This is a genomic window from Paractinoplanes maris (genome assembly GCF_023544465.1).
Classification (GTDB): domain Bacteria; phylum Actinomycetota; class Actinomycetes; order Mycobacteriales; family Micromonosporaceae; genus Actinoplanes; species Actinoplanes maris.
Genome location: NZ_JALPVL010000017.1, coordinates 85,776 through 103,594, shown reverse-complemented (window position 1 = coordinate 103,594; position 17,819 = coordinate 85,776). Strand labels below are relative to the sequence as shown.

Below are 17,819 nucleotides of genomic sequence, written 5' to 3'. Positions count from 1 at the left end.
TTGTGCGAGCATTCGGGGCATGGTTGGTGCAGAGGAACGCGATCCCGAGACCTATGACGCCGACGATGTCGAGCGGCACCCATGCCCGCGCTGCCAGGCGCAGCCCGGCTCGCCGTGCCGGTCGCGTTCCGGCGCGGTGGCCACCTCGTACCACACCGGCCGGTTCACCAAGGTCCGCCGGCTGAGCAAAGAACTGCGGGTGCTGACCCCGACCGACCGCGGCCCGGGCCAGCCGTGGCGTCCAGGCACCCCGCCGCCGGCACCGTTGCCGGCCGACACCCCGGCCGCGGACATCCGGATCGGGTACGCCCGGTGCAGCACCCTGACCCAGGAGCTGCAGTCGCAACTGGACGCCCTCGCCGCGCACGGCATCGGCCGCGACAAGATCTTCTCGGAGAAGATCTCCACCCGGGTCCGGTTGCGGCCGCAGTTCGAGGCGGCGCTCGCGCTGGCCCGGCAGATCAAGGCCCACGCCCCGCACTGCCGGGTCATCCTGACCGTCAACGAGATGAAACGCCTCGGCCGCGACGCCGCCGAACTCACCGCCCTGGCCGACCATCTCAGCGCGCACGGCCTGGTCCTGGAGATGCTCGCCGGCCCGCTGCCCGGCCTCTACGACCCGGCCGGCTCCGGGCGCATGCTGTTCGCGTTCTTCGCCGCGATGGGCGAGACCGAGCGGGAGAACATCCGCGAAGCCACCCTCGAAGGCCTCGACGCCGCGGCCCGCAAGGGCAAGCACGGCGGGCGGCCAGCCGTCATCACCGCCGACATGCTGCACACCGTGCTACGCCGGCGGGCCAACGGCGAGACCGTCGAGCAGATCCGCCCGGACCTGCTCATCCCGACCGGCCGGCGCAAGGGGCAAAACCCGAGCGTCGCCAGCATCTACCGGGCCCTCGCCGAGCACGAAAAGACCCGGGCCTACCCCGGCGCCGTCGAGCAGGCCAAAACCGAGTACGCCCACCTGACCGACGGCGTCGAGGGCGGTGGCGTGCGGCCCCGCCAGGATGACGGCGCCGATGACGCGCTGCTCAAGCGTCGGCTGGCTCAGTTGCCGCAGGACTCCCGGCCCGGGCCGCCGAGCGTCGAGAAGTACGACCAGCTGCTCACCCGGGCCAACCGGTGAGCCGGCTGCCCCGCTGGGCTTGGCCACCCGGCGTCCCACGCTTTCCGCTCACGGTCGCCGGCCACGGCCAGATCAGCCACGCCCAGCTCGGCCACCGCACCGGCCGGCTCGTCACCCTCGCAGGCACAGCCCCGGCCGCCTGGGGCCTTCTCTTCGTCACCGACGCCCGCGGCCGCCGGTGGACGCTCTACTCACCCGACCCCGAATACACCGCCATGCTCGCCCCGGCCGCCACCAGCGGCACACTCGAACTCGAGTTCTCGGTCCTGGCCACCAAGTTCCCGGATGGAACTCCGGCTGGCGACTCTGACCGCCCACACCCTGCCGGTGGTCGACCAACACGACGTTCTCTCACCCGGACCAGATAGGTGACTACGCTGACCCTGCTCCCACATGCCGAGATCACGGGAAACGGCGAATCGGCTCTCCTGTAAGCCCATCGTCTTGAGGTAGTGCCCCAGGTGCACGCCTAGATCAACTTCTTAGCGTTGTTTTTTCGCTGGAAGCTACGACCGGCCCGGCCGGTGCCTGGTGGTGGGCGCGTCCGCGCACCTGGCGCAGGCCGTATTGGGCGGCGCCGTCGGAGACGGCGGTGGTCGGGTCGCCGTGCATGATGGGTGGCCGCCCGGTCCGTTCGACCACCAGCACGCCGAGCCGGCTGATCCGGGAGGAGCCACCGACCAGGAACACCCCGCCGAACGGCGGTCCGGGTGGTGCTCCGCGCATCGCGTGGTCGACCAGGCCGACCGCCTCGGCCAGGCCGGGCTCGCGGCCCGGTCCGCCGCCGATGAGCTGTTCCAGCTGGTTACGGTTGACCTGGACCGGCACGGTCTCGGGCAGTTCCGGTGGGGACCGGTAGACCTGGCCGTGCACGACCGTCCGCTTCGAAAGCTCTTCCTTGAGGATGCGGGCGTGGGCGCGGAGTTCCACCGCCCGTTCCTGACGGTCCGGATCGGGTGAGGCGGCCAGGTGCTGGAACAGCCCGGGCAGTCCGATCTCGTCGCACATCCAGGCGGCCAGCCGCATGTCGAAGTCCTCACCGCCGAGCGATTCCAGCCCGACGGGCCGCCCCACCACGGTGACGGTGGCGTCGTGGCGGTCGACGACCGACACGTCGACGGTCCCGCCGCCGAAGTCGAGGACCACCAGGCGGGCGTGGTCGGCGATGTCCGGTGCGTGCAGGGTGCGCTGGGCGGCCGCCACCGGTTCGGCCAGGGTGAACGGTTCCGGCCACCGGCGGCCCTGGGTGGCCGATCGGACGGCTTGGCGCAGGATCTCCACGCGGGGCCCGGCCCAGGACGCGGGGTGGGTCACCAGGACGACGGCTGGTGGCTGCCGGGCGTACTGGCTGGCGGCCTCGTCCACGATGGGGGCCAGCAGCGCGGCGATCGCGTCGCCGACCGGCACGTCTCGCCCGCCGAGGAACAGGGTGCCGTCGGCGACGCACTTCTTCGGGTTGGCCTCGAACTGCTCGAGCCGGCGGCGGGCCAGGTGCACGGCCCGCTCGCCGACGGTCCACGACTCGGCCGAGCCGGGACGGTCGAGTCGTTCCAGGAAGACCGCGGACGGCATCACCGGCCGGCCGTCGACGTTCAGGGTCCGCACGCCCGAGTCGTCGCCGACGGAGGCGACGGTGTTGGTGGTGCCGAAATCGATGGCGAGCACCCACGTGGTCATGAGCCGGTGCTCCTCTCCTGGAGCGGGGGCCCGGACAGCTGCAGCAGCAGTGCGTCGGCCCGTTCGGAAAGCGGCCGGAGGATCCGTTCCGCTTCTTCGTATCTGCGTCGTGCTTCGGCGCGGGCCTGGTCGCCGGTGGCGCGGATGACGGCCCGCCGGGTCTGCAGGTCGTTCAGTTCCGTCTGCTCGGCGGTGAGGACGTCGACCAGCGCGGTCTCGGCGTAGGCGCGGGCCTCGCCGGCGCGGCGGCGCATCTCGCGGGTGAAGGTGGTGGACGCCTCGGTCTCGGCGGCGCTGATCCAGGCGCCGAGCTCGGCGCGGCGTTGCTCCTCGTTCTGGCCCCAGACCTTCCACCAGCCCGCGCAGGCGGCCACGGCGATGCAGGCGGCGATGACTCCCGGCCCGGTCAGCACAGACACGACAGCGGCGGACCCGCCGACAAGCCCGGACAGGGTCGGAAAGATCCCGGCCGCGTGAGCCAGCGCCGAGCTGATGGCCGGGCGGGACAGTTCGGGCAGGGTCAGGCCGAGCTCCAGCGCGACCGGCCCGGTCACCGCGCCCGGGTAAGGGGTGCCGCCGGCCTGGTCGATGAGGTCGCGCATGACCAGGCGGGTCTGTCCGGCGGCCTCCTCCAGCGCGGTCGAGCCGGCGGCGGTGAGGTCGGCCGCCAGCCGTGGGGCGAGCGTGTTCAGTTGGGCGGCCGGACCGCGTTCGGCCTCGGTGCGGAACCGGCTTCCCAGGTTCGCGGCCCGGTCGCGGAAGTCGGCGGCCGGGTCCTCGCCGAGCCGGGCGAGATGGTCCTGCACCAGGACGCGCAGGCGGGCCCGGTCGGCGAGCAGGTCGTGCAACCGCTCGATCCGGTCGGTCAGCTCACGTTCCTGGGCGATGCCGCCGTCGGCGTCTACCAGCCAGCGGTGGGAACGATCGAGCAGCAGCCGGGCCACCGTCCCGGTGCGCCGGGCGGCGTTGGTCAGGCGCAGCGTGACGTGGTCGGCGCGGGCCTGGCGGCGCAGCGCGGCGGTCAGGGCGGCCATGCCGGACAACTCGGTGAGCCGTCGGGCGATCGCCACGTTCTCGATGGTTGCCGCGTTTTCGGCCAGAGCCGCGGACACCTCGATGACCGGCACGGCGGTCAGGCGGGGGACGGCGGCGACCCGGCGGCGGGTCTCCTCGACGACGACGTCCGAGCCGGTCAGGTCGGTCTTGGTCACGGCGATGGTGATGGCGGTGATCCGCTGGGCGGCCTCGGTGAGGAAGTCGATCTCGGGGGCGAGGATGGGTTGCGAGGCGTCGCACACGAACAGCAGCGCGTCGGCCCGGCCCAGCGTGGACAGGGTGATTCTCGAGTGCCCGGCGTGGAGTCCGCCGACGCCGGGCGTGTCCACCAGCACCATGCCGTCCAGTGCGGGCGAGGGCAGCCGCACCTGGACGCCGAGCACCGGGTCGGTGATCTGGTGGAGGGCCACGTAGCTCTCCAGTTCGAACACCTCGATGGCCCGGCGGACCAGGCGGGCCGGGGAAGTGGTGTCGGCCAGGAGCACCTCGGCCTGGTCGCGGTCGCCGTGGCTGAGCTCGACCCAGCAGGCGGTGGTGACGTCCACCGCCACCGGGCTGAGCCCGGGCCGTCCGACGATGCTGTTGACCAGCCGGGACTTGCCGCGTTTGGTCTCCCCGGCGACCACGACCCGGATGGCGTCGTCGTCGGCTGCGGTCAGCGGGTCCAGCAGTGGGGCGACGTCGTCCCAGCCGTACCGGTCGGCCTCGGCCCGCAGCGAGTTGCGGCAGTCGGCGAGGGCCCGCCGGATGCCGGTCAAGTCGGTGGGCTCGGTCATGACCGGGCTCCGTCGGCTGGGGTGTCGTCGTCGAAGACCACGACCCGGGGATGGACCACGAGGCGCCGCCCGTCGGCATAGCCGGGACGGATCGTGCGGGCGATGACCCCGGCGGTTTGGCCGTCCGGTGGATGTTCGGTGCCGACGGCGTGATGCACGGCCGGGTCGAAGCGGTCGCCGTCAGGCCGGATGGTCCGCACGCCGGCGGCCTCCAGGATGGAGGTGGCCTGCCAGGCCAGGGCGTCGGGCATCTGCGGCACCAGGTCGGCCAGGCTGCGAATCATGGCGGCGCGTTGCCGGCCCTCGGGACCGTCGTCCACCGGCACCGGCGTGAGGTTGGGGGGCGGGGAACCGGCCACCGTGGCCACGGCCACGGTGGTCAGCAGGACCGCGCCGGCGGCGGCTGCGGCGGCCCAGGCCGGGTTCCCGCCGGCCGGCACGGAGACGATCACGGACCACCCGCTGTGCTGGTCGACCGCGGAGGCCACCGTGAGCGGGCCGTCCGGCCGGAAGGCGCTGCCGTCGGCCGGCTGTGGGGCCCGTCCAGCTCGATAGCGGACGGTGGTGCCGCCGCCGGTGAGGTCGGCCCAGCCGGCCTCGGGCAACAGCTCGGCGATCCGGTCGCCGGCACCTTCGCGGGCGGCTGCCAGCACCTGCTGGGCGACCTCCTCCGCCTGGGACGGACGAGGAGCCAGGAGCATCACCATCAGGTAGGCGGCGACCGCACCGATCACCGCGGCCGCGGTGATCGCGGCGCGGCGGCGCCAGCCGACCAGGGTGAACGTCATCGCCATGACCTCCGTCCGACGTCGGTGGCCAGCTGCCAGGCCCGGATCATCACCCGGGCCACAGCGCGGCCGGCGTTGTCGGTCAGCGACGACCATGAACGCCACTGCGCGACGTGCATGGCGGCCTCCTTGGGCCGCACCGGGGCGAGGCCGACAGTCACCGCGACCCAGGCCTGCTCGGCCAGTCCCGGCGGCGGCTTCACCCGGCCCGACGCGAGCTGGCGGGAGATGTCCAGCAGGTGCAGGGGAAACATCTCGGGCCGGTCGAGCAGTTCCTGCGCCGCGCCGTAGACGTTCCAGTCGCCCACGTAGTAGGCGCAGTCCATCAGTTCCTGCAAGGTGGCGCCCGCTTTCATCACGTCGGCGCGCGAACCGAGTGTCATCCGCAGGCGGCGTTCCATCTGGTCGTAGCCGGATGCCTCCCGGGCCACCTGAGTGAGGACGCGGACATCCGCTCGGGGGCTGCTGCGCAACACCTCCATCAGTTCGCCGATGCCGTAGCAACCGAGCAAACCCATCAGCTCGTGCCGCTGGACGGTGGCGACCGGTCCCGGCACCTCGTAGAAGACTTCGTCGGAAAGCAAGGCGACGTGGGTGTCGTCGACCGTCCACGCCGTGGCCAGCTCGGCGAGCGCGGTGACGTGCCGTGCCCGCAGCGCGCCGGTCATCGCGGTCTCGGCGAGCAACCCCACGACCGGGAACACTCCGCCGAAGATGTCGGCGTGCGACGCGGACATGCGCTGCGCCAGGGACTCGGCCTCCTTGAGGGTCCGCCGGCGGTCCTGGCTCATCGCGTCGGCCTTGGTGAGCACGGCCACCGCCGAGCCGCCGGTCATCCGGACCTTGCTGCGACCGGTCCGGAAGGTGCGGACCGCTTCCTCCTCGTCCTCCTTGATGGGCCCGTTGACGCAGAAGAGCAGGGCGTCGGCGGCGACGGTGGCGCTCATCGTGTCGTCGAGCAGTCGTTCGGTGACCGCCGAGGTCTCCCGGTTGGTCGAGGCGAGACCGGGGGTGTCGAAGACGGTGGCGAGTTCCAGCATGGGCACGGGCATGGTGACATCGACCCGTTCGATGTCGGCCGCCGGGAACGGCAGGTCGGCGGCGAGCCGGCTGCCTTCCAGCCGCACCGGACGGGCTGGTGAGCTGTTGCGTGGCACGGCCATGGCCGAGGTCCAGAGCTCGTGCCGGAAGACGTAGACGACCCGGGTGCACTCGCCGCCGGCGGTGGGGGACACGGCGGTGCCGAGGACGGCGTTCACCAAAGTCGACTTGCCGGCCGAGACGCGCCCGACGACTGCCACACCCAGCGGGCGGCGCAGCCGGAGCATCGCGGCGTGCCCGGCGGCGGCCAGGGCGGTTTGGCTGGACGCGGCAGCCCGCTCGGCAACGTCGAGCACGGAGTCTGTCAGCGGCCATTCCGGACGTTCCGTGACCATAGCGGGTCACTTCCTCGCGTGAGACGGCGCTCGTGCTCGCCCAGAGTCACGCCATCGCGTCCATGACCACAATCAGGTTTCGGTCAAGTCCCCGCTGTATCCAGCCCGAAGTCCACGCCTCCCGGGATTATTGGATTACTAATACCAGCAATCCAGCAATCCCGAACGACCGAAATCGGGTTGCGCATCATAATGACTCTTATGTTGTGCCGGGGATTCGCGGGCGCGGTGCGGCTGACATCCTTGGTGTCCTGGCTCCGGCTATCTGGCACAGGCTCTGTGTAACTGGCAGAGACTCCGTGAATCTGGCGCGCGGCTCTGCGTATCTGGCAAGTCGATAGCTCTGGGGTCGGCACGGAGGAGTGGGGGTCGCGTCAGCAGGCCTGATTCCCGATAATGTTCCTTACCGTGATTGAGGAACCGGCTGAGTCAGAAGCGAGCACGTATCGCGTTCTGGAGCTCTCCAGCGACTCCGACGCCGGATCGGTGGAGTTGTCGGCGAGTACCCGCGACCGGCTCCGTCGCGCCATGCCGGAGAGCACCCGGCGCGCCTACACCGGCGACCTGCGCCGGTTCCTCTCCTGGTGCACCGACCGCAAGCTCCTCGCCGCCACGGAACTCACCGAAGACGAGCGACTCGCGGACGGAATGCGGCACCTGCTCGAGCGGCACGGCGATCTGCACGTGATCGTCACCGAGTACGTCAGCGCCCTGGCCGACCTCGGCCGCGCCCCGGCCACCATCGAACGCGCACTCGCCGCGATCACCGCCGCCCACCGGGCCGCCGGGGCTGGGGCGCTACGCACCGACGGGCCGCGCCAGGTACTGCGCAGCTACCGCCGAGACCGGGCCAGCACCGGCGCGGGGGTGCGGGTCCGTAAAGCCGCCCCGGTCACCATCGCCGCGCTGCGCGCCATGACCGACGCCCTGGACCGCAACAGCCTGGTCGGGATCCGCGACACCGCACTGCTGGTACTCGGCTTCGCCCTCGGCGCCCGGCGCAGCGAACTGGCCGCGCTGGACATCGCCGACCTGGGCTTCACCGCCGAAGGCGTGCAGGTCGAAGTCCGCACCTCCAAGACCGACCGGGACTCCCACGGCCGCACCGCGGCCCTGCCGTACGGGGCGCACTCGGTGACCTGCCCGGTGCGCACTGCCCAGGCGTGGCTGGCGGCGCTCGCCGACCACGGCCGGACCTCGGGTCCACTGTTCGTGCGCATCGACCGGCACGGCGGGCTCGGCCGCACGCCTACCGGCCGCGGCAGCAGCGACGGCCGGCTCACCGGGCAGGCGGTCGCCCAGATCGTGGCCCGGACTGCCACCGCCGCCGGCCTGGACCCGAAGGCTGCCTGGTCCGGGCACTCGCTGCGGCGCGGCTTCGCCACCGAGACCTACCGCACCGGCGCCGACCCGTTGCGCATCGCCCGCGCCGGCGGCTGGAAGGACGGCTCCGCCACCCTGCTCGGCTACATCGACGACGTCGACCGTTGGCAGGCCAACCCCCTGGCCGGCGTCGGTTTGTAGCCGCGCGGGCGCTGCACTGATCAGCTGCCGGAGGGCCGGATATCGTCGGCGCGTGATGGGAGCACGGCGAGCCAGGAGTGTGGTCGATGAGCGCTGACGAGCAGATCGGGTCGGCGCGGGAGGCGGCCGAGGACGAGTTGGTGGTGACGTTCGGGCGGTTGCTGGGGGTGGCGAACCGGCTCGAGTTCCTGGTGGGTCGGGCGCTGGAGCAGGAGTGCGGCATCAGTCATCTGATGTACGAGGTGCTGCTGATCCTGGGCCGGGCCGGCGGACCGGGCCTGGCGATGTCGGCGATCGGCCGGGCGCAGGTGCTGACCACCGGCGGGGTGACCCGCCTGATCGACCGGATGGAGGCCGCCGGCCTGGTGGAGCGCGCCGACGATCCGGCTGACCGGCGCGGGCGTCTGGTCCGGCTGACCCCGCTGGGGGAGCAGACCGCCGTGCGCGCCACCGTATTGCACCGCGACAACCTGCGGCACCTGCTCGCGGACCAACTGCCCGCCGAGCACTGGGACCGGTTCGCCGAAGACCTGCGGGTGCTGAGCCGCGCGGTGGCCAAGGAAGTGCCGCGCCTGCGGTAGGTGTCGGTCGGCACAACCCCTCCCAGATACCTGACTGCTCAGTTATTGTTCGGTCAGGTAACTTGCTGGAGGGTACCGAGTCATGCACCTCATCTACGTTTTCGACGCCTACTGCGGCTGGTCACACGGTTTCTCGACAACCTTGCGCGAGATCACGGCACGCCACCCGGACCTCAGCGTCGAAGTGATCTCAGGCGGCCTGTTCGTCGGCGCACGCCGGGTGCCGGTCCGCGAGTTCGGCTACATCCAAGGCGCCAACGCCCAGATCCACGACACGACCGGCGCCCAGTTCGGTGCCGCCTACGAACGGCTCATCGCCGACGGCACGTTCGTCATGGACTCCGAAGCCGCCGCCCGCGGATTCGCCGCCCTGCGCGAGGCAGCGCCCCACCGGACCGCGGAGCTCGCCATCGCGCTGCAGCGCGCGTTCTACGTCGACGGTCTCAGCCTGTCCGAGCCCGGCACCTACCGGACAGTCGCCGAGCAGGCCGGCGTTGACGGCGCGATGGTCGCGGCGGCGTTCACCGAGCCCCGGTCGGCGGCCGCCGCGGCGGCCGATTTCCAGCGGGCCGCGCAACTGGGGGTCACCGGATTTCCCACTCTGATCGCCGCGCACGGCGAGACCATCACCGCGATCGCGTACGGGCACGCAAGCCCCGGTCAAGTCGAGGAACGCCTGATCGCCCTCGCCAGCCGCTGACACTCCCATCTCGAATACCAGGAGACATCCTCATGAGCACGCTCGAATTCCACGTCTTCGATCTCGACTTCCCGGTCGGCAGCAAGAACAAGACCGCCACCCTGGTCACTGGTCAGACCGACGCCCTGCTGGTCGACGCCGGGTTCACCCGCGCCGACGGCCACCGCCTGGTCGCCGCGATCCTCGACTCCGGCAAGCGCCTGACCACGATCGTGATCAGCCACGGTGACCCGGACTTCTACTTCGGCGCCGAGGTCGTCGCCGACGCGTTCCCGGACGCCGCGATCGTCGCGACCCCGCAGGTCATCGAACACATCAACCGGTCGTACGAGAAGAAGCTGACGGCGTGGGCAGCGTCCGGCGCCAACCTGCCCACCCGGCTGGTCGACATCACCCCGCTGAGCGGCGACCTCGACCTGGAGGGCAACCGGTTCGAACTCAAGGGCGGCTCCCCGCAGTTGCCGGACCGGCACTACCTGTGGCAGGCCGAGCACCGCGCGGTCCTCGGCGGTGTCCTGCTGTTCCAGCACGAGCACGTCTGGACCGCCGACACCGCCAAGGCGGAGCAGCGGGCTGCCTGGATCGCCGTGCTCGACGAGATCGCCGCTCTGGAACCGGAGCTGGTCGTGCCCGGCCACCGGCTGCCCGGCACGCCGACGGATCTGAGCGCCGTCACCGGCACCCGCGACTACCTGCTCGCCTTCGAAGAGGAACTGGACAAGGCCGCCGACGGTCCGGCGCTCACCGAGGCGCTGGTCAAGCGCTACCCGGAGCACGGCATGCTGATCGCCGCACAGATCGGCGCCAAGGTCGCCAAGGGCGAGATGAGCTGGGGCTGAACCATGACCGACCTCACCACCTCGACCGCCCCCGCTGACGTTGTCCGCCGGCAATACCTGGCGTCAGCCGCCGGCGACCTCGACGCGCTGCGCGCCACCCTGGCCCCCGACGTCGAATGGACCGAGATGGCCGGCTTCCCGCTCGCCGGCACGTACCGAACGCCCGAGGGCGTGACCAGCGGTGTGATGAAGAAGCTCGGCGCCGACTGGGACGGCTGGGCCGTCCACGACGACATCTACGTCACCGACGGTGAGAACGTCGTCGTGCTCGCCCGCTACACCGCGGTCAACAAGGCCACCGGTCGGCCCATCGACGTCCGCGTCGCCCACCACTTCGTCGTCCGCGCCGGCCAGATCGTACGCTTCGAGCAGTTCGTCGACACCGCGAAGGTTCGCGACGCCATGCCCGGCCTTGAGGAACATCGGAAGCGGTCATTCTTGAGCCGGTGATCCGGCTGGGTCGGGTTGCCGCCAGGCTGTCGCCGGTGTGCGGTCATGACCCACATCGGAACCGGCGTCCGCGGTGCCAATGGCCCGATATGGGATTCAGTTCTGACCCGAACCGCTGGTGCGGAGAGGCTGGTCACCCATGTGGGTGACCAGCCTCTCCGCACCAGCCTGCGACCAGGTCAGATCAGGCCAGGGCTTTGTTGACTGCGGCGGTCATCTTGATCCATGTCGCCTGCTCGTCGGAGGTCAGGTCTGCCCAGCGGTGCGTCGATAGCCACCGCAGGAACGCCTTGGCCAGCTTGTACTTCGAGAAGGGCGAGCCGATCTGCGCGGTGAAGATGTCGACCAGCGGCCGGCCAGGCTGGGCGGCCGCCGTGGTCGTCACGTCCCAGCCGAGGTCGTTTTTGGCGATCTCGATAAGCGTGTCCCGAAGCAGGTCTTCCAGTTCCGGCCGCGTGACCGGGCCGGTGTAGAAGTCTTTGGTCCGCAGGATCTCCTTCGACCGCAGCAGACGTACGAGTTCGTCTTGGGCGGCCGCCTGTTCGCCGGCGGCATCGGAGTCCAGCAGCGCGGCTACCTTGAGCTGCTGCCCGCGCAGCAGGGTGCAGTAGTAGACCACCTTGCTGGCGGACTGGGCTGGTGTGATGGCGATGTCCGCGCGCATCGTCGGCACCTTGGCTTCTCGCATGGCTGCAGCGATGCCCTCCAGGACGAACATGTCGGTCAGTCCTTCGCAGACCAGGTTCTTCTTCTGCCCGAACAGGCTCTGGGCGAGCTCGTATCCGAGCGCGGCCTGCAGCGGGTACACCGAGCGGGGGTCGTCGACAACGAGGGTGGTGTGCACTTTCGTCCCGGTCGACCGATCGGTCATCTCAACTACGCGCACCAGGTGCAGTTCATTCGGTCCGACCATGAACGGTGAGTGCGTGGTGTAGATGATCTGGTTGTCCTCGGCCAGCAGCGAGACGGTCTTGCGGAACTCCTGCTGCTTGAGCGGGTGCAGGCTCAGTCCTGGTTCGTCCAGCAGAAGGATGGCGTTGCTGAGGTCACCTTTGGCCTGGGAACGGAAGACGACGAAGAAGCTGACCAACCACCGGAATCCGTCGCTGCGCTGGTCCAGCTCGACCTCGACACCAAGGTCGTCCTGGACGACGACCTTGAGGTACTGCCCGTCGGCGACAAACTTCAGCGTGACCGTGTCGTCGTTCCAGACCCGGCGCACCATCTTCGTGAGGGCCACGCTGGCGGCGTTGAGGCGGTAGTGACGCTCGTCCAGTTGCTCTTGCCAGCGGGTCACCTGGCTCTGGTAGGCAGCCATGGCGTTCTGGTCCTGCTGGTTCACAGGCAGCACCGGCGCGGGGGTTTGGGCCAGGTCGGACAGTTCCTTGGCGGTGAAGCCGAGCAGCTCGAGCAGACACAGGTTGCCGAAGTCGTAATCGTCATCGAGTTCGCCGCTGGCCTGCCGCTGCGCCAAGTTGGCCAAGTGGATGCGGGGGCGTACCGAGAAGAACTGTGAGAAGTAGACGAACACCGGCGTGCGGGAGTTCAGCACGCTGTACGCCTTATCGAAGGTGCCGGCCCAGCGGATGGCTGTGCGGATCCGGTCGAACTGGGCCTCGGCCTTCTCGTCGTCCTCGTCCATGACGGGCAAAGCCCGGTCCAGCCAGTCGTCCAGATCGGTGGCGAACTTGCCGCTCAGCGCCCGGCTCGGTGCTGAACCCTCAAGCAGGGTCTCGACCGACTCCACCAGCAACGCGCCATCTTCTGGGTCGTACTTTTTGAGGTGGGCCTTGAGGCGAGTCAGGTCCTTCTCGATGTCGCCGACGGTCTTGTGATGGGCCACACCCGGCAGATTCCAGTAGCGCTGGTTATTCAGTTGGCGGACGAGCCGCCAGGTCTTGGCCTGAGCGAAGACCTGGGACCGACCGCCTGCAGCGCGGCAAGGTCAGTGTCATCCAGCGTGTAGACCGCTGCAGCGACCTCAACGTCAGCCGCATCAACTTTCCCGGTGGCAATGTCGTCGTAGCGAGCCCGCGGGTAATCCCGCAGCGCACTGAGCGCGACCTTGTCCCCGGCCGGCGGATTGACCATCTGCAAGGCGCGCAGCACCGCCGTCTTTCCGGCCTCGTTCGCTCCGACCAGGATCGTCTTGTCCCGCTCGACCTCGAACAGCAGCGAGTCGTTGACCGGACGGTAGTCCTTGATGTGTACCGCGTGCAGCTTCAATGGCTCTCCTCGGGCACGGATGACCCGGACGCGAAGAGCGTTGGCGGCGAAGATCACTACTCGCGGCGATCCACCGCCCAGTATGTGCCAACGAGGTATTGTCCTGACACCACTCAAGGACAGGCCCCGGGTCCGTCGCCCATTCGCGCGACGCGTCCGGGGCTTTTCTGTCTACTGCGCCACTCAGGGTAGCGGCCCGCGCCGTCGACCCGCCTCTCACTATCGAGCTGGCGACCTCGGTCGACGACTCGCAGGAACAGTCTCGCTGCTCAGACAGGTGCACCCGAACGACTCGCCAGCCGAGATCCAGCCTGCTCAGTTGCTGATTGCTGGGGCGGCGTTGTGGTAGCGGTTGTCGGTGAGCTGGGCCGCCGTGAAAGCGGCAATGTCGGCGCGGGTGACGGCCATGCCGATCTTGTCGGTGCCGAAGAAGCCGTGCCGCTTTACGCCCTTGGCCGGGCCGTCCTTCGGGGCGATGAACCGGACGATGGTCCAGTCGATGCCGCTGTTGACGATGAGGTCGGACATGCCGAGCAGTTCCTGGTAGGCCCGCGGCAGCATGGTGCGGCCCATGAACCCGACGAACTTCTGCTGCAGGGTGGGCTTGTCGCGCTTGTCGACGACGCTGGGTGTGCCGTTGCCGATGAAGCGCTTGACGCCGTGCCGCTGCATGGCCTCGATGATCAGTTTGGTGCCGTCGACCAGGGGCAGGCCGGTGGCCTTCTTGTCCATGCTGGGGCCGAGGGCGGAGATCACCGCGTCGGCGCCGGCCACCGCGGTGTCGATGGCGGCGGCGTCGGTGATCTCGCCGACGACCACGCGGACGTCGGCGGGCCAGGAGACGGGGACCTTGGCGGCGTTACGGGCGTAGGCGGTGACCGTGTGCCCGGAGGTGAACAGTTCGGCGACGACGATTTGGCCGATGGCGCCGGTGGCGCCGAAGACGGTGACGTTCATGGTGTCAGTCCTTGGAAATGTCGAGGGGAGACCTGCGGGTCTCGGGTGAGCTGTCCGCCTGAAAGCAAGTGGAAGTTGCACTCCACTTGTAGACATCATGGTAACGCATAAGTGGAGTGCAACTTCCACTTGAATAGGTGCTGTCGGGCGGATCACGCCATACCGCCTGGAGTGGTTCTTCCACTTGCGCGATTAAGCTGGTGGGATGCCCCGAACGAAGACCGTCGCCGACGGCGACCGCGACTTGCGGGTCGACGCCGAACGCAACCGCAACCGGATCCTCGCGGCGGCCCGCGATGTCTTCGCCGAGCAGGGACTGCAGGCACCGATGGCGGCGGTGGCCCGCCGGGCCGGCGTCGGCATCGCCACCTTGTTCCGCCGCTTCCCGACCAAGGACGATCTGGTCACCGCGGTGTTCGCGGACAAGATGCGGACGTACGCGCAGGTCGTCGACGAGGCTCTGGATGACCCGGACCCGTGGCGCGGCTTCCGGACCTGTGTCGAGCGGGTCTGCGAGATGCAGGCCGCCGACCGCGGGTTCACCGACGTGCTGACCGTCGCGTTCCCGTCGGCGACGGCGTTCGAGGCCGAGCGTGACCGTGCGGTGGCTCGCCTGTCCGAGTTGATCGACAATGCCAAGGCCACCGGCCGGTTGCGGGCGGACTTCGTCCACCAGGACATGATCATGGTGTTGATGGCGAACAGCGGTGTCCTGGCTGCGACCGCCGAGGCCGCGCAGGACACTTGGCGGCGCCTGGTGGCGTACCTGATCCAGGCCTTCGCCGCCGAGGCCGCCGGTCCGCTGCCCGATCCGGCGACGCCGGACGAGGTGACGCTGGCGCTGTTGCGCCGCAACGCGGCGGCGGGCGACGGTCCGTCCGATTGAGCGGCGGCGCGGGACGGGCGTCGACTACGCGCTCGTCCCGCGCCGGCACCGTTGCCGGGGTCAGCCTTGCCGCAGGCCCTCGGCCAGGGACATGGTGGGGTGGCCGGTCAGTCGGGACAGGTCGTCGCCGGTGTGCGCCATGATGCCGGCGCCCATGCTGCCGTCGAGGGCGACCAGGAATCCGGCGGTGCCCTCGTCGAGGCCGGCGCCGGTCAGCATGCCGTGGTACTGCTCGGCGGAGAGTGCCTGGTAGGTGACCGGCTTGCCGAGCACCTCGCTCATGGCTGCGGCGAGCTCGGCGTAGGTGTAGTCGCGGTCGCCGCTGAGGTCGTAGGTGCGGTTGTCGTGACCGTCGCCGGCGACGACGGCGGCCAGGGCCTCGGCGAAGTCCTGCCGACCGGCCGGGGCGACGCGCCCGTCCCCGACGGCGGCGGCGAAGACCCCGGTCTGCGCGGCGCCGTGCATGGACTGGAGGTAGTTCTCGATGTACCAGCCGTTGCGCAGAACCGTGTAGGTGATCCCGGAGGCCTTGATGGCGTCCTCGGTGTCCTTGTGGTCGGCGCCGAGCAGGAAGGTCGGGTCGTCGACGCGCAGCCCGCTGGTGTAGTAGAGGTGTCCCACGCCGGCGTTCTTGGCGGCGTCGATGACGTGTCGGTGCTGCTGCAGGCGGGTGGGTTCGCCGCCGGAGATGAGCACTACCTGGTCGTGACCGGCGACGGCCGCGCGGACCTGCTCGGCGTCACCGAGTTCCACCTGAACGGTGCGGTAGCCCTCGGCGGCCAGACCGTCGAGGACCTCCTGCTTGCGGCCGGCCGCGGTGATGTCGGCGGCGGCGACGCCACGCTTCTGCAGTTCGGGCAGCAGCAGGCGGCCGAGCTTGCCGGTGGCACCGAAGACGAGGACAGACATGTTGATTTGCTCCTGTTTCGTACGGCTCGAGGTGCGGTGTCGGGAGAGGTGAGCGCCGCGCGTCGTGGGCTGGGGGAGAGGGTGGTCAGGAGACCGTGATGCCGATCTTGCCGAGGGTGCCGCCGGCGAAGTCACCGAAAGCGGCGGGGACCTCATTCAGGGCGTAGGTCTTGGCGACCGGCACGGTGATGCGACCGGCGGCGAGGTCACCGGCGAGGCGGTCCAGGGTGGCCTCGGCCGGGTTGGCGTAGACGAACGTGGCCGCCGGGTGCTGGTCGGCGCCGAAGCCCATGGTGCTGGCGACGCGGCCCTTCTCGGTCAGCAGCTGCACCAGGGCGGCGGCGTCACCGGCGAGGTGCACGATCACGTCGACGCCGTCCGGGCTGGCGGCGCGCACCTGGGCGGGCACGTCGCCGCTGTGGTCGACGACCTGGTGGGCGCCGAGGCTGCGGACGAACTCCTCCTCGGCACCGGGCTTGGCGGTGGCGATCACCGTGGCACCGGCTGCCACCGCGTACTGCAGGGCGATCGCACCGACGCCACCGGTGGCGCCGCTGATCAGCACGGTCTCGCCCGACTGCGGGGCGGCCGCGGTGAGCGCGTCGACGGCAGCGGTGCCGGCCAAGCCCAGCGCGCCGGCAGCGGCGATGTCGGCCCCGTCGGGGAGCTTGGCCAGACCGACCGCTTCCGGCACGGTCACGTACTCACCGAAGCCACCGTCGCCCAGGTAGGCCTTGGTGACCACGCCGAACACCGTGTCGCCGGTCGCGAACCGGGTGACGCCCTCACCGACCGCCTCGACGGTGCCGGCGAAGTCCTTGCCCAGCACGACGGGGTAGCGGTGCTCCATCATGCCGGCGACGTGCCCGCCGGCGACCGACAGGTCGAAGCCGTTGATCGACGACGCCTGCACCTTGACGAGGACCTCGCCGGCGGCCGGCTCGGGCTTCGCGACCTCGGTGACCTCGACCTGGGCGCCGTGCTCGGGAAGAACTACTGCCTTCATCTCAAGTCTCCTAGCAGAAAGTGGAGTGTGCTTTCCAGTTGCTGCACCGAGCGTAGCAGACAAGTGGACGGGTGCTTCCACTTGTCCGTACTCTGCAACTATGAGCTCCCCGACTGCACCCCACGCCGGCGCCGGCCTGCGCGTCGACGCCGAACGCAACCGGCAGCGCATCGTCGCCGCCGCCCGTGAGGCCTTCGCCGAACACGGACTCGACGTGCCGATGGAGGACATCGCGCGGCGTGCCGGCGTCGGTGTGGGCACGCTGTACCGCCGCTATCCGACCCGTGCCGACCTGGTCGCCGCCGCCTTCGAGGCCAAGATGAGCGCGTACGCCGACGCTGCGCGCCAGGCTCTGGCGGATCCGGACCCGTGGCACGGGTTCTGCGTCTATGTCGAGACGATCTGCGCCATGCAGGCCGGCGACCGCGGCTTCACGACCGTGCTGACCATGACGTTCCCCACAGCCAAGCAGTTCGAGGCCTCGCGTGACCACGCTTTCGCCGACTTCACCGCACTGATCGGCCGCGCGAAAGCCGCAGGCCGGTTGCGCGCCGACTTCTCCACCGAGGACCTGCCGATGTTCCTGATGGCCAACGCCGGTGTACTCACCTCGATCGGCGACGCCGCTCCGGACGCCTGGCGCCGGTTCGTCGGCTACCTGCTGCAGGCCTGCGCCGCACAGTCGGCCCAGCCGCTGCCCGACCCGCCCGCGCCCCGGCAGATGTACAGGGCCATGCTGCGTGCCACCGGCCGCCAGCGTCAGCAGCGCGCCGGGCGGTGATGACCCGCGATCAGTTTTCTCTCAAGGTCTACGCCGAAGGGCTGACCGCGCAGCACATCGGCGCCCCGCGGTGAACTGGTCGGGCGCTCCCGGCCACCTCT

General features: G+C 70.1%; 17 protein-coding genes. 8 read left to right on the top strand and 9 right to left on the bottom strand.

Features of this window, described 5'->3' with window-relative positions; translation table 11 throughout:
* Nucleotides 1–19: 19 nt before the first annotated feature.
* Nucleotides 20–1,126 carry a recombinase family protein gene (locus NAG42_RS39930; RefSeq protein ID WP_250037648.1) on the top strand — a complete coding sequence of 369 codons (1,107 nt, stop codon included), beginning with the start codon at nt 20–22 and terminating at the stop codon, nt 1,124–1,126.
* 474 nt (nt 1,127–1,600) lie between these two features.
* On the opposite strand, the gene NAG42_RS39925 is transcribed toward NAG42_RS39930, so the two are convergent.
* From NAG42_RS39925 to NAG42_RS39910, 4 genes are read right to left on the bottom strand one after another with little or no spacing between them, the layout of a single operon-like run.
* Complete coding sequence (locus tag NAG42_RS39925; protein ID WP_250037646.1) at nt 1,601–2,803, bottom strand: Hsp70 family protein; 1,203 nt, start codon at nt 2,801–2,803, stop codon at nt 1,601–1,603.
* Nucleotides 2,800–4,635, bottom strand: coding sequence for a dynamin family protein (locus tag NAG42_RS39920; RefSeq protein ID WP_250037644.1), 1,836 nt, complete (start codon nt 4,633–4,635; stop codon nt 2,800–2,802). The genes NAG42_RS39925 and NAG42_RS39920 overlap by 4 nt, the downstream gene beginning before the upstream one ends.
* Nucleotides 4,632–5,423, bottom strand: coding sequence for a nucleotide exchange factor GrpE (locus NAG42_RS39915; protein ID WP_250037642.1), 792 nt, complete (start codon nt 5,421–5,423; stop codon nt 4,632–4,634). The genes NAG42_RS39920 and NAG42_RS39915 overlap by 4 nt, the downstream gene beginning before the upstream one ends.
* A complete protein-coding gene (locus tag NAG42_RS39910; RefSeq protein WP_250037641.1) occupies nt 5,420–6,859 on the bottom strand; it encodes a dynamin family protein in 1,440 nt (479 codons plus the stop codon). Before NAG42_RS39910 ends, NAG42_RS39915 begins: the two co-directional genes overlap by 4 nt.
* Before the next feature lie 528 nt (nt 6,860–7,387).
* Between NAG42_RS39910 and NAG42_RS39905 the strand changes: the two genes are divergently transcribed.
* The 5 genes from NAG42_RS39905 to NAG42_RS39885 all read left to right on the top strand — a co-directional run bounded on the left by NAG42_RS39905 (nt 7,388) and on the right by NAG42_RS39885 (nt 10,953).
* Entirely contained in the window at nt 7,388–8,383 is a 996-nt protein-coding gene (locus NAG42_RS39905; protein ID WP_250037640.1) for a site-specific integrase, read from the top strand.
* 86 nt (nt 8,384–8,469) lie between these two features.
* Nucleotides 8,470–8,964 (top strand): MarR family winged helix-turn-helix transcriptional regulator, encoded by a 495-nt coding sequence (locus NAG42_RS39900; protein WP_250037639.1) that lies wholly within the window; start codon nt 8,470–8,472, stop codon nt 8,962–8,964.
* Between the two features lie 82 nt (nt 8,965–9,046).
* Complete coding sequence (locus NAG42_RS39895; protein ID WP_250037638.1) at nt 9,047–9,664, top strand: DsbA family protein; 618 nt, start codon at nt 9,047–9,049, stop codon at nt 9,662–9,664.
* 32 nt (nt 9,665–9,696) lie between these two features.
* On the top strand, nt 9,697–10,503 hold the full coding sequence (locus NAG42_RS39890) for an MBL fold metallo-hydrolase (RefSeq protein WP_250037637.1): 807 nt from the start codon (nt 9,697–9,699) through the stop codon (nt 10,501–10,503).
* A 3-nt stretch (nt 10,504–10,506) separates the two neighbouring features.
* Nucleotides 10,507–10,953: a nuclear transport factor 2 family protein gene (locus NAG42_RS39885; RefSeq protein ID WP_250037636.1), complete on the top strand. Its 447-nt coding sequence runs from the start codon at nt 10,507–10,509 to the stop codon at nt 10,951–10,953.
* 184 nt (nt 10,954–11,137) lie between these two features.
* Here the strand turns inward: NAG42_RS39885 and NAG42_RS39880 are convergent, their stop codons facing one another.
* The 3 genes from NAG42_RS39880 to NAG42_RS39870 form a co-directional block, all read right to left on the bottom strand.
* The gene (locus NAG42_RS39880) at nt 11,138–12,796 is read right to left on the bottom strand and encodes an ATP-dependent nuclease (RefSeq protein ID WP_250037635.1); all 1,659 of its coding nucleotides are present in this window, start codon (nt 12,794–12,796) and stop codon (nt 11,138–11,140) included.
* 29 nt (nt 12,797–12,825) lie between these two features.
* Nucleotides 12,826–13,179, bottom strand: a complete 354-nt coding sequence (locus NAG42_RS39875) for an AAA family ATPase (protein ID WP_250037634.1) — start codon at nt 13,177–13,179, stop codon at nt 12,826–12,828.
* 315 nt (nt 13,180–13,494) lie between these two features.
* Nucleotides 13,495–14,136: an NAD(P)-dependent oxidoreductase gene (locus NAG42_RS39870; protein ID WP_250037633.1), complete on the bottom strand. Its 642-nt coding sequence runs from the start codon at nt 14,134–14,136 to the stop codon at nt 13,495–13,497.
* A gap of 205 nt (nt 14,137–14,341) precedes the next feature.
* Between NAG42_RS39870 and NAG42_RS39865 the strand changes: the two genes are divergently transcribed.
* The gene (locus NAG42_RS39865) at nt 14,342–15,022 is read left to right on the top strand and encodes a TetR/AcrR family transcriptional regulator (protein ID WP_250037632.1); all 681 of its coding nucleotides are present in this window, start codon (nt 14,342–14,344) and stop codon (nt 15,020–15,022) included.
* Between the two features lie 60 nt (nt 15,023–15,082).
* Here NAG42_RS39865 and NAG42_RS39860 read toward each other — a convergent pair whose 3' ends face one another.
* The gene (locus NAG42_RS39860; protein ID WP_250037631.1) at nt 15,083–15,931 is read right to left on the bottom strand and encodes an SDR family oxidoreductase; all 849 of its coding nucleotides are present in this window, start codon (nt 15,929–15,931) and stop codon (nt 15,083–15,085) included.
* Nucleotides 15,932–16,016: 85 nt separating this feature from the next.
* Nucleotides 16,017–16,937, bottom strand: coding sequence for an NADP-dependent oxidoreductase (locus tag NAG42_RS39855; protein ID WP_250037630.1), 921 nt, complete (start codon nt 16,935–16,937; stop codon nt 16,017–16,019).
* 100 nt (nt 16,938–17,037) lie between these two features.
* Here NAG42_RS39855 and NAG42_RS39850 point away from each other — a divergent pair, with 100 nt between their 5' ends.
* Nucleotides 17,038–17,718, top strand: coding sequence for a TetR/AcrR family transcriptional regulator (locus tag NAG42_RS39850; protein WP_250037629.1), 681 nt, complete (start codon nt 17,038–17,040; stop codon nt 17,716–17,718).
* The last annotated feature ends 101 nt before the right edge of the window (nt 17,719–17,819 follow it).

What these genes read in the sequence shown, in the direction of transcription:
- NAG42_RS39885 (WP_250037636.1), top strand. Translation starts at nt 10,507, where the DNA reads ATGACCGACCTCACCACCTCGACCGCCCCCGCTGACGTTGTCCGCCGG.
- NAG42_RS39850 (WP_250037629.1), top strand. Translation starts at nt 17,038, where the DNA reads ATGAGCTCCCCGACTGCACCCCACGCCGGCGCCGGCCTGCGCGTCGAC.
- NAG42_RS39855 (WP_250037630.1), bottom strand. Translation starts at nt 16,937, where the DNA reads ATGAAGGCAGTAGTTCTTCCCGAGCACGGCGCCCAGGTCGAGGTCACC.
- NAG42_RS39895 (WP_250037638.1), top strand. Translation starts at nt 9,047, where the DNA reads ATGCACCTCATCTACGTTTTCGACGCCTACTGCGGCTGGTCACACGGT.
- NAG42_RS39915 (WP_250037642.1), bottom strand. Translation starts at nt 5,423, where the DNA reads ATGACGTTCACCCTGGTCGGCTGGCGCCGCCGCGCCGCGATCACCGCG.
- NAG42_RS39900 (WP_250037639.1), top strand. Translation starts at nt 8,470, where the DNA reads ATGAGCGCTGACGAGCAGATCGGGTCGGCGCGGGAGGCGGCCGAGGAC.
- NAG42_RS39905 (WP_250037640.1), top strand. Translation starts at nt 7,388, where the DNA reads ATGCCGGAGAGCACCCGGCGCGCCTACACCGGCGACCTGCGCCGGTTC.
- NAG42_RS39930 (WP_250037648.1), top strand. Translation starts at nt 20, where the DNA reads ATGGTTGGTGCAGAGGAACGCGATCCCGAGACCTATGACGCCGACGAT.
- NAG42_RS39920 (WP_250037644.1), bottom strand. Translation starts at nt 4,635, where the DNA reads ATGACCGAGCCCACCGACTTGACCGGCATCCGGCGGGCCCTCGCCGAC.
- NAG42_RS39860 (WP_250037631.1), bottom strand. Translation starts at nt 15,931, where the DNA reads ATGTCTGTCCTCGTCTTCGGTGCCACCGGCAAGCTCGGCCGCCTGCTG.
- NAG42_RS39925 (WP_250037646.1), bottom strand. Translation starts at nt 2,803, where the DNA reads ATGACCACGTGGGTGCTCGCCATCGATTTCGGCACCACCAACACCGTC.
- NAG42_RS39910 (WP_250037641.1), bottom strand. Translation starts at nt 6,859, where the DNA reads ATGGTCACGGAACGTCCGGAATGGCCGCTGACAGACTCCGTGCTCGAC.
- NAG42_RS39890 (WP_250037637.1), top strand. Translation starts at nt 9,697, where the DNA reads ATGAGCACGCTCGAATTCCACGTCTTCGATCTCGACTTCCCGGTCGGC.
- NAG42_RS39870 (WP_250037633.1), bottom strand. Translation starts at nt 14,136, where the DNA reads ATGAACGTCACCGTCTTCGGCGCCACCGGCGCCATCGGCCAAATCGTC.
- NAG42_RS39865 (WP_250037632.1), top strand. Translation starts at nt 14,342, where the DNA reads ATGCCCCGAACGAAGACCGTCGCCGACGGCGACCGCGACTTGCGGGTC.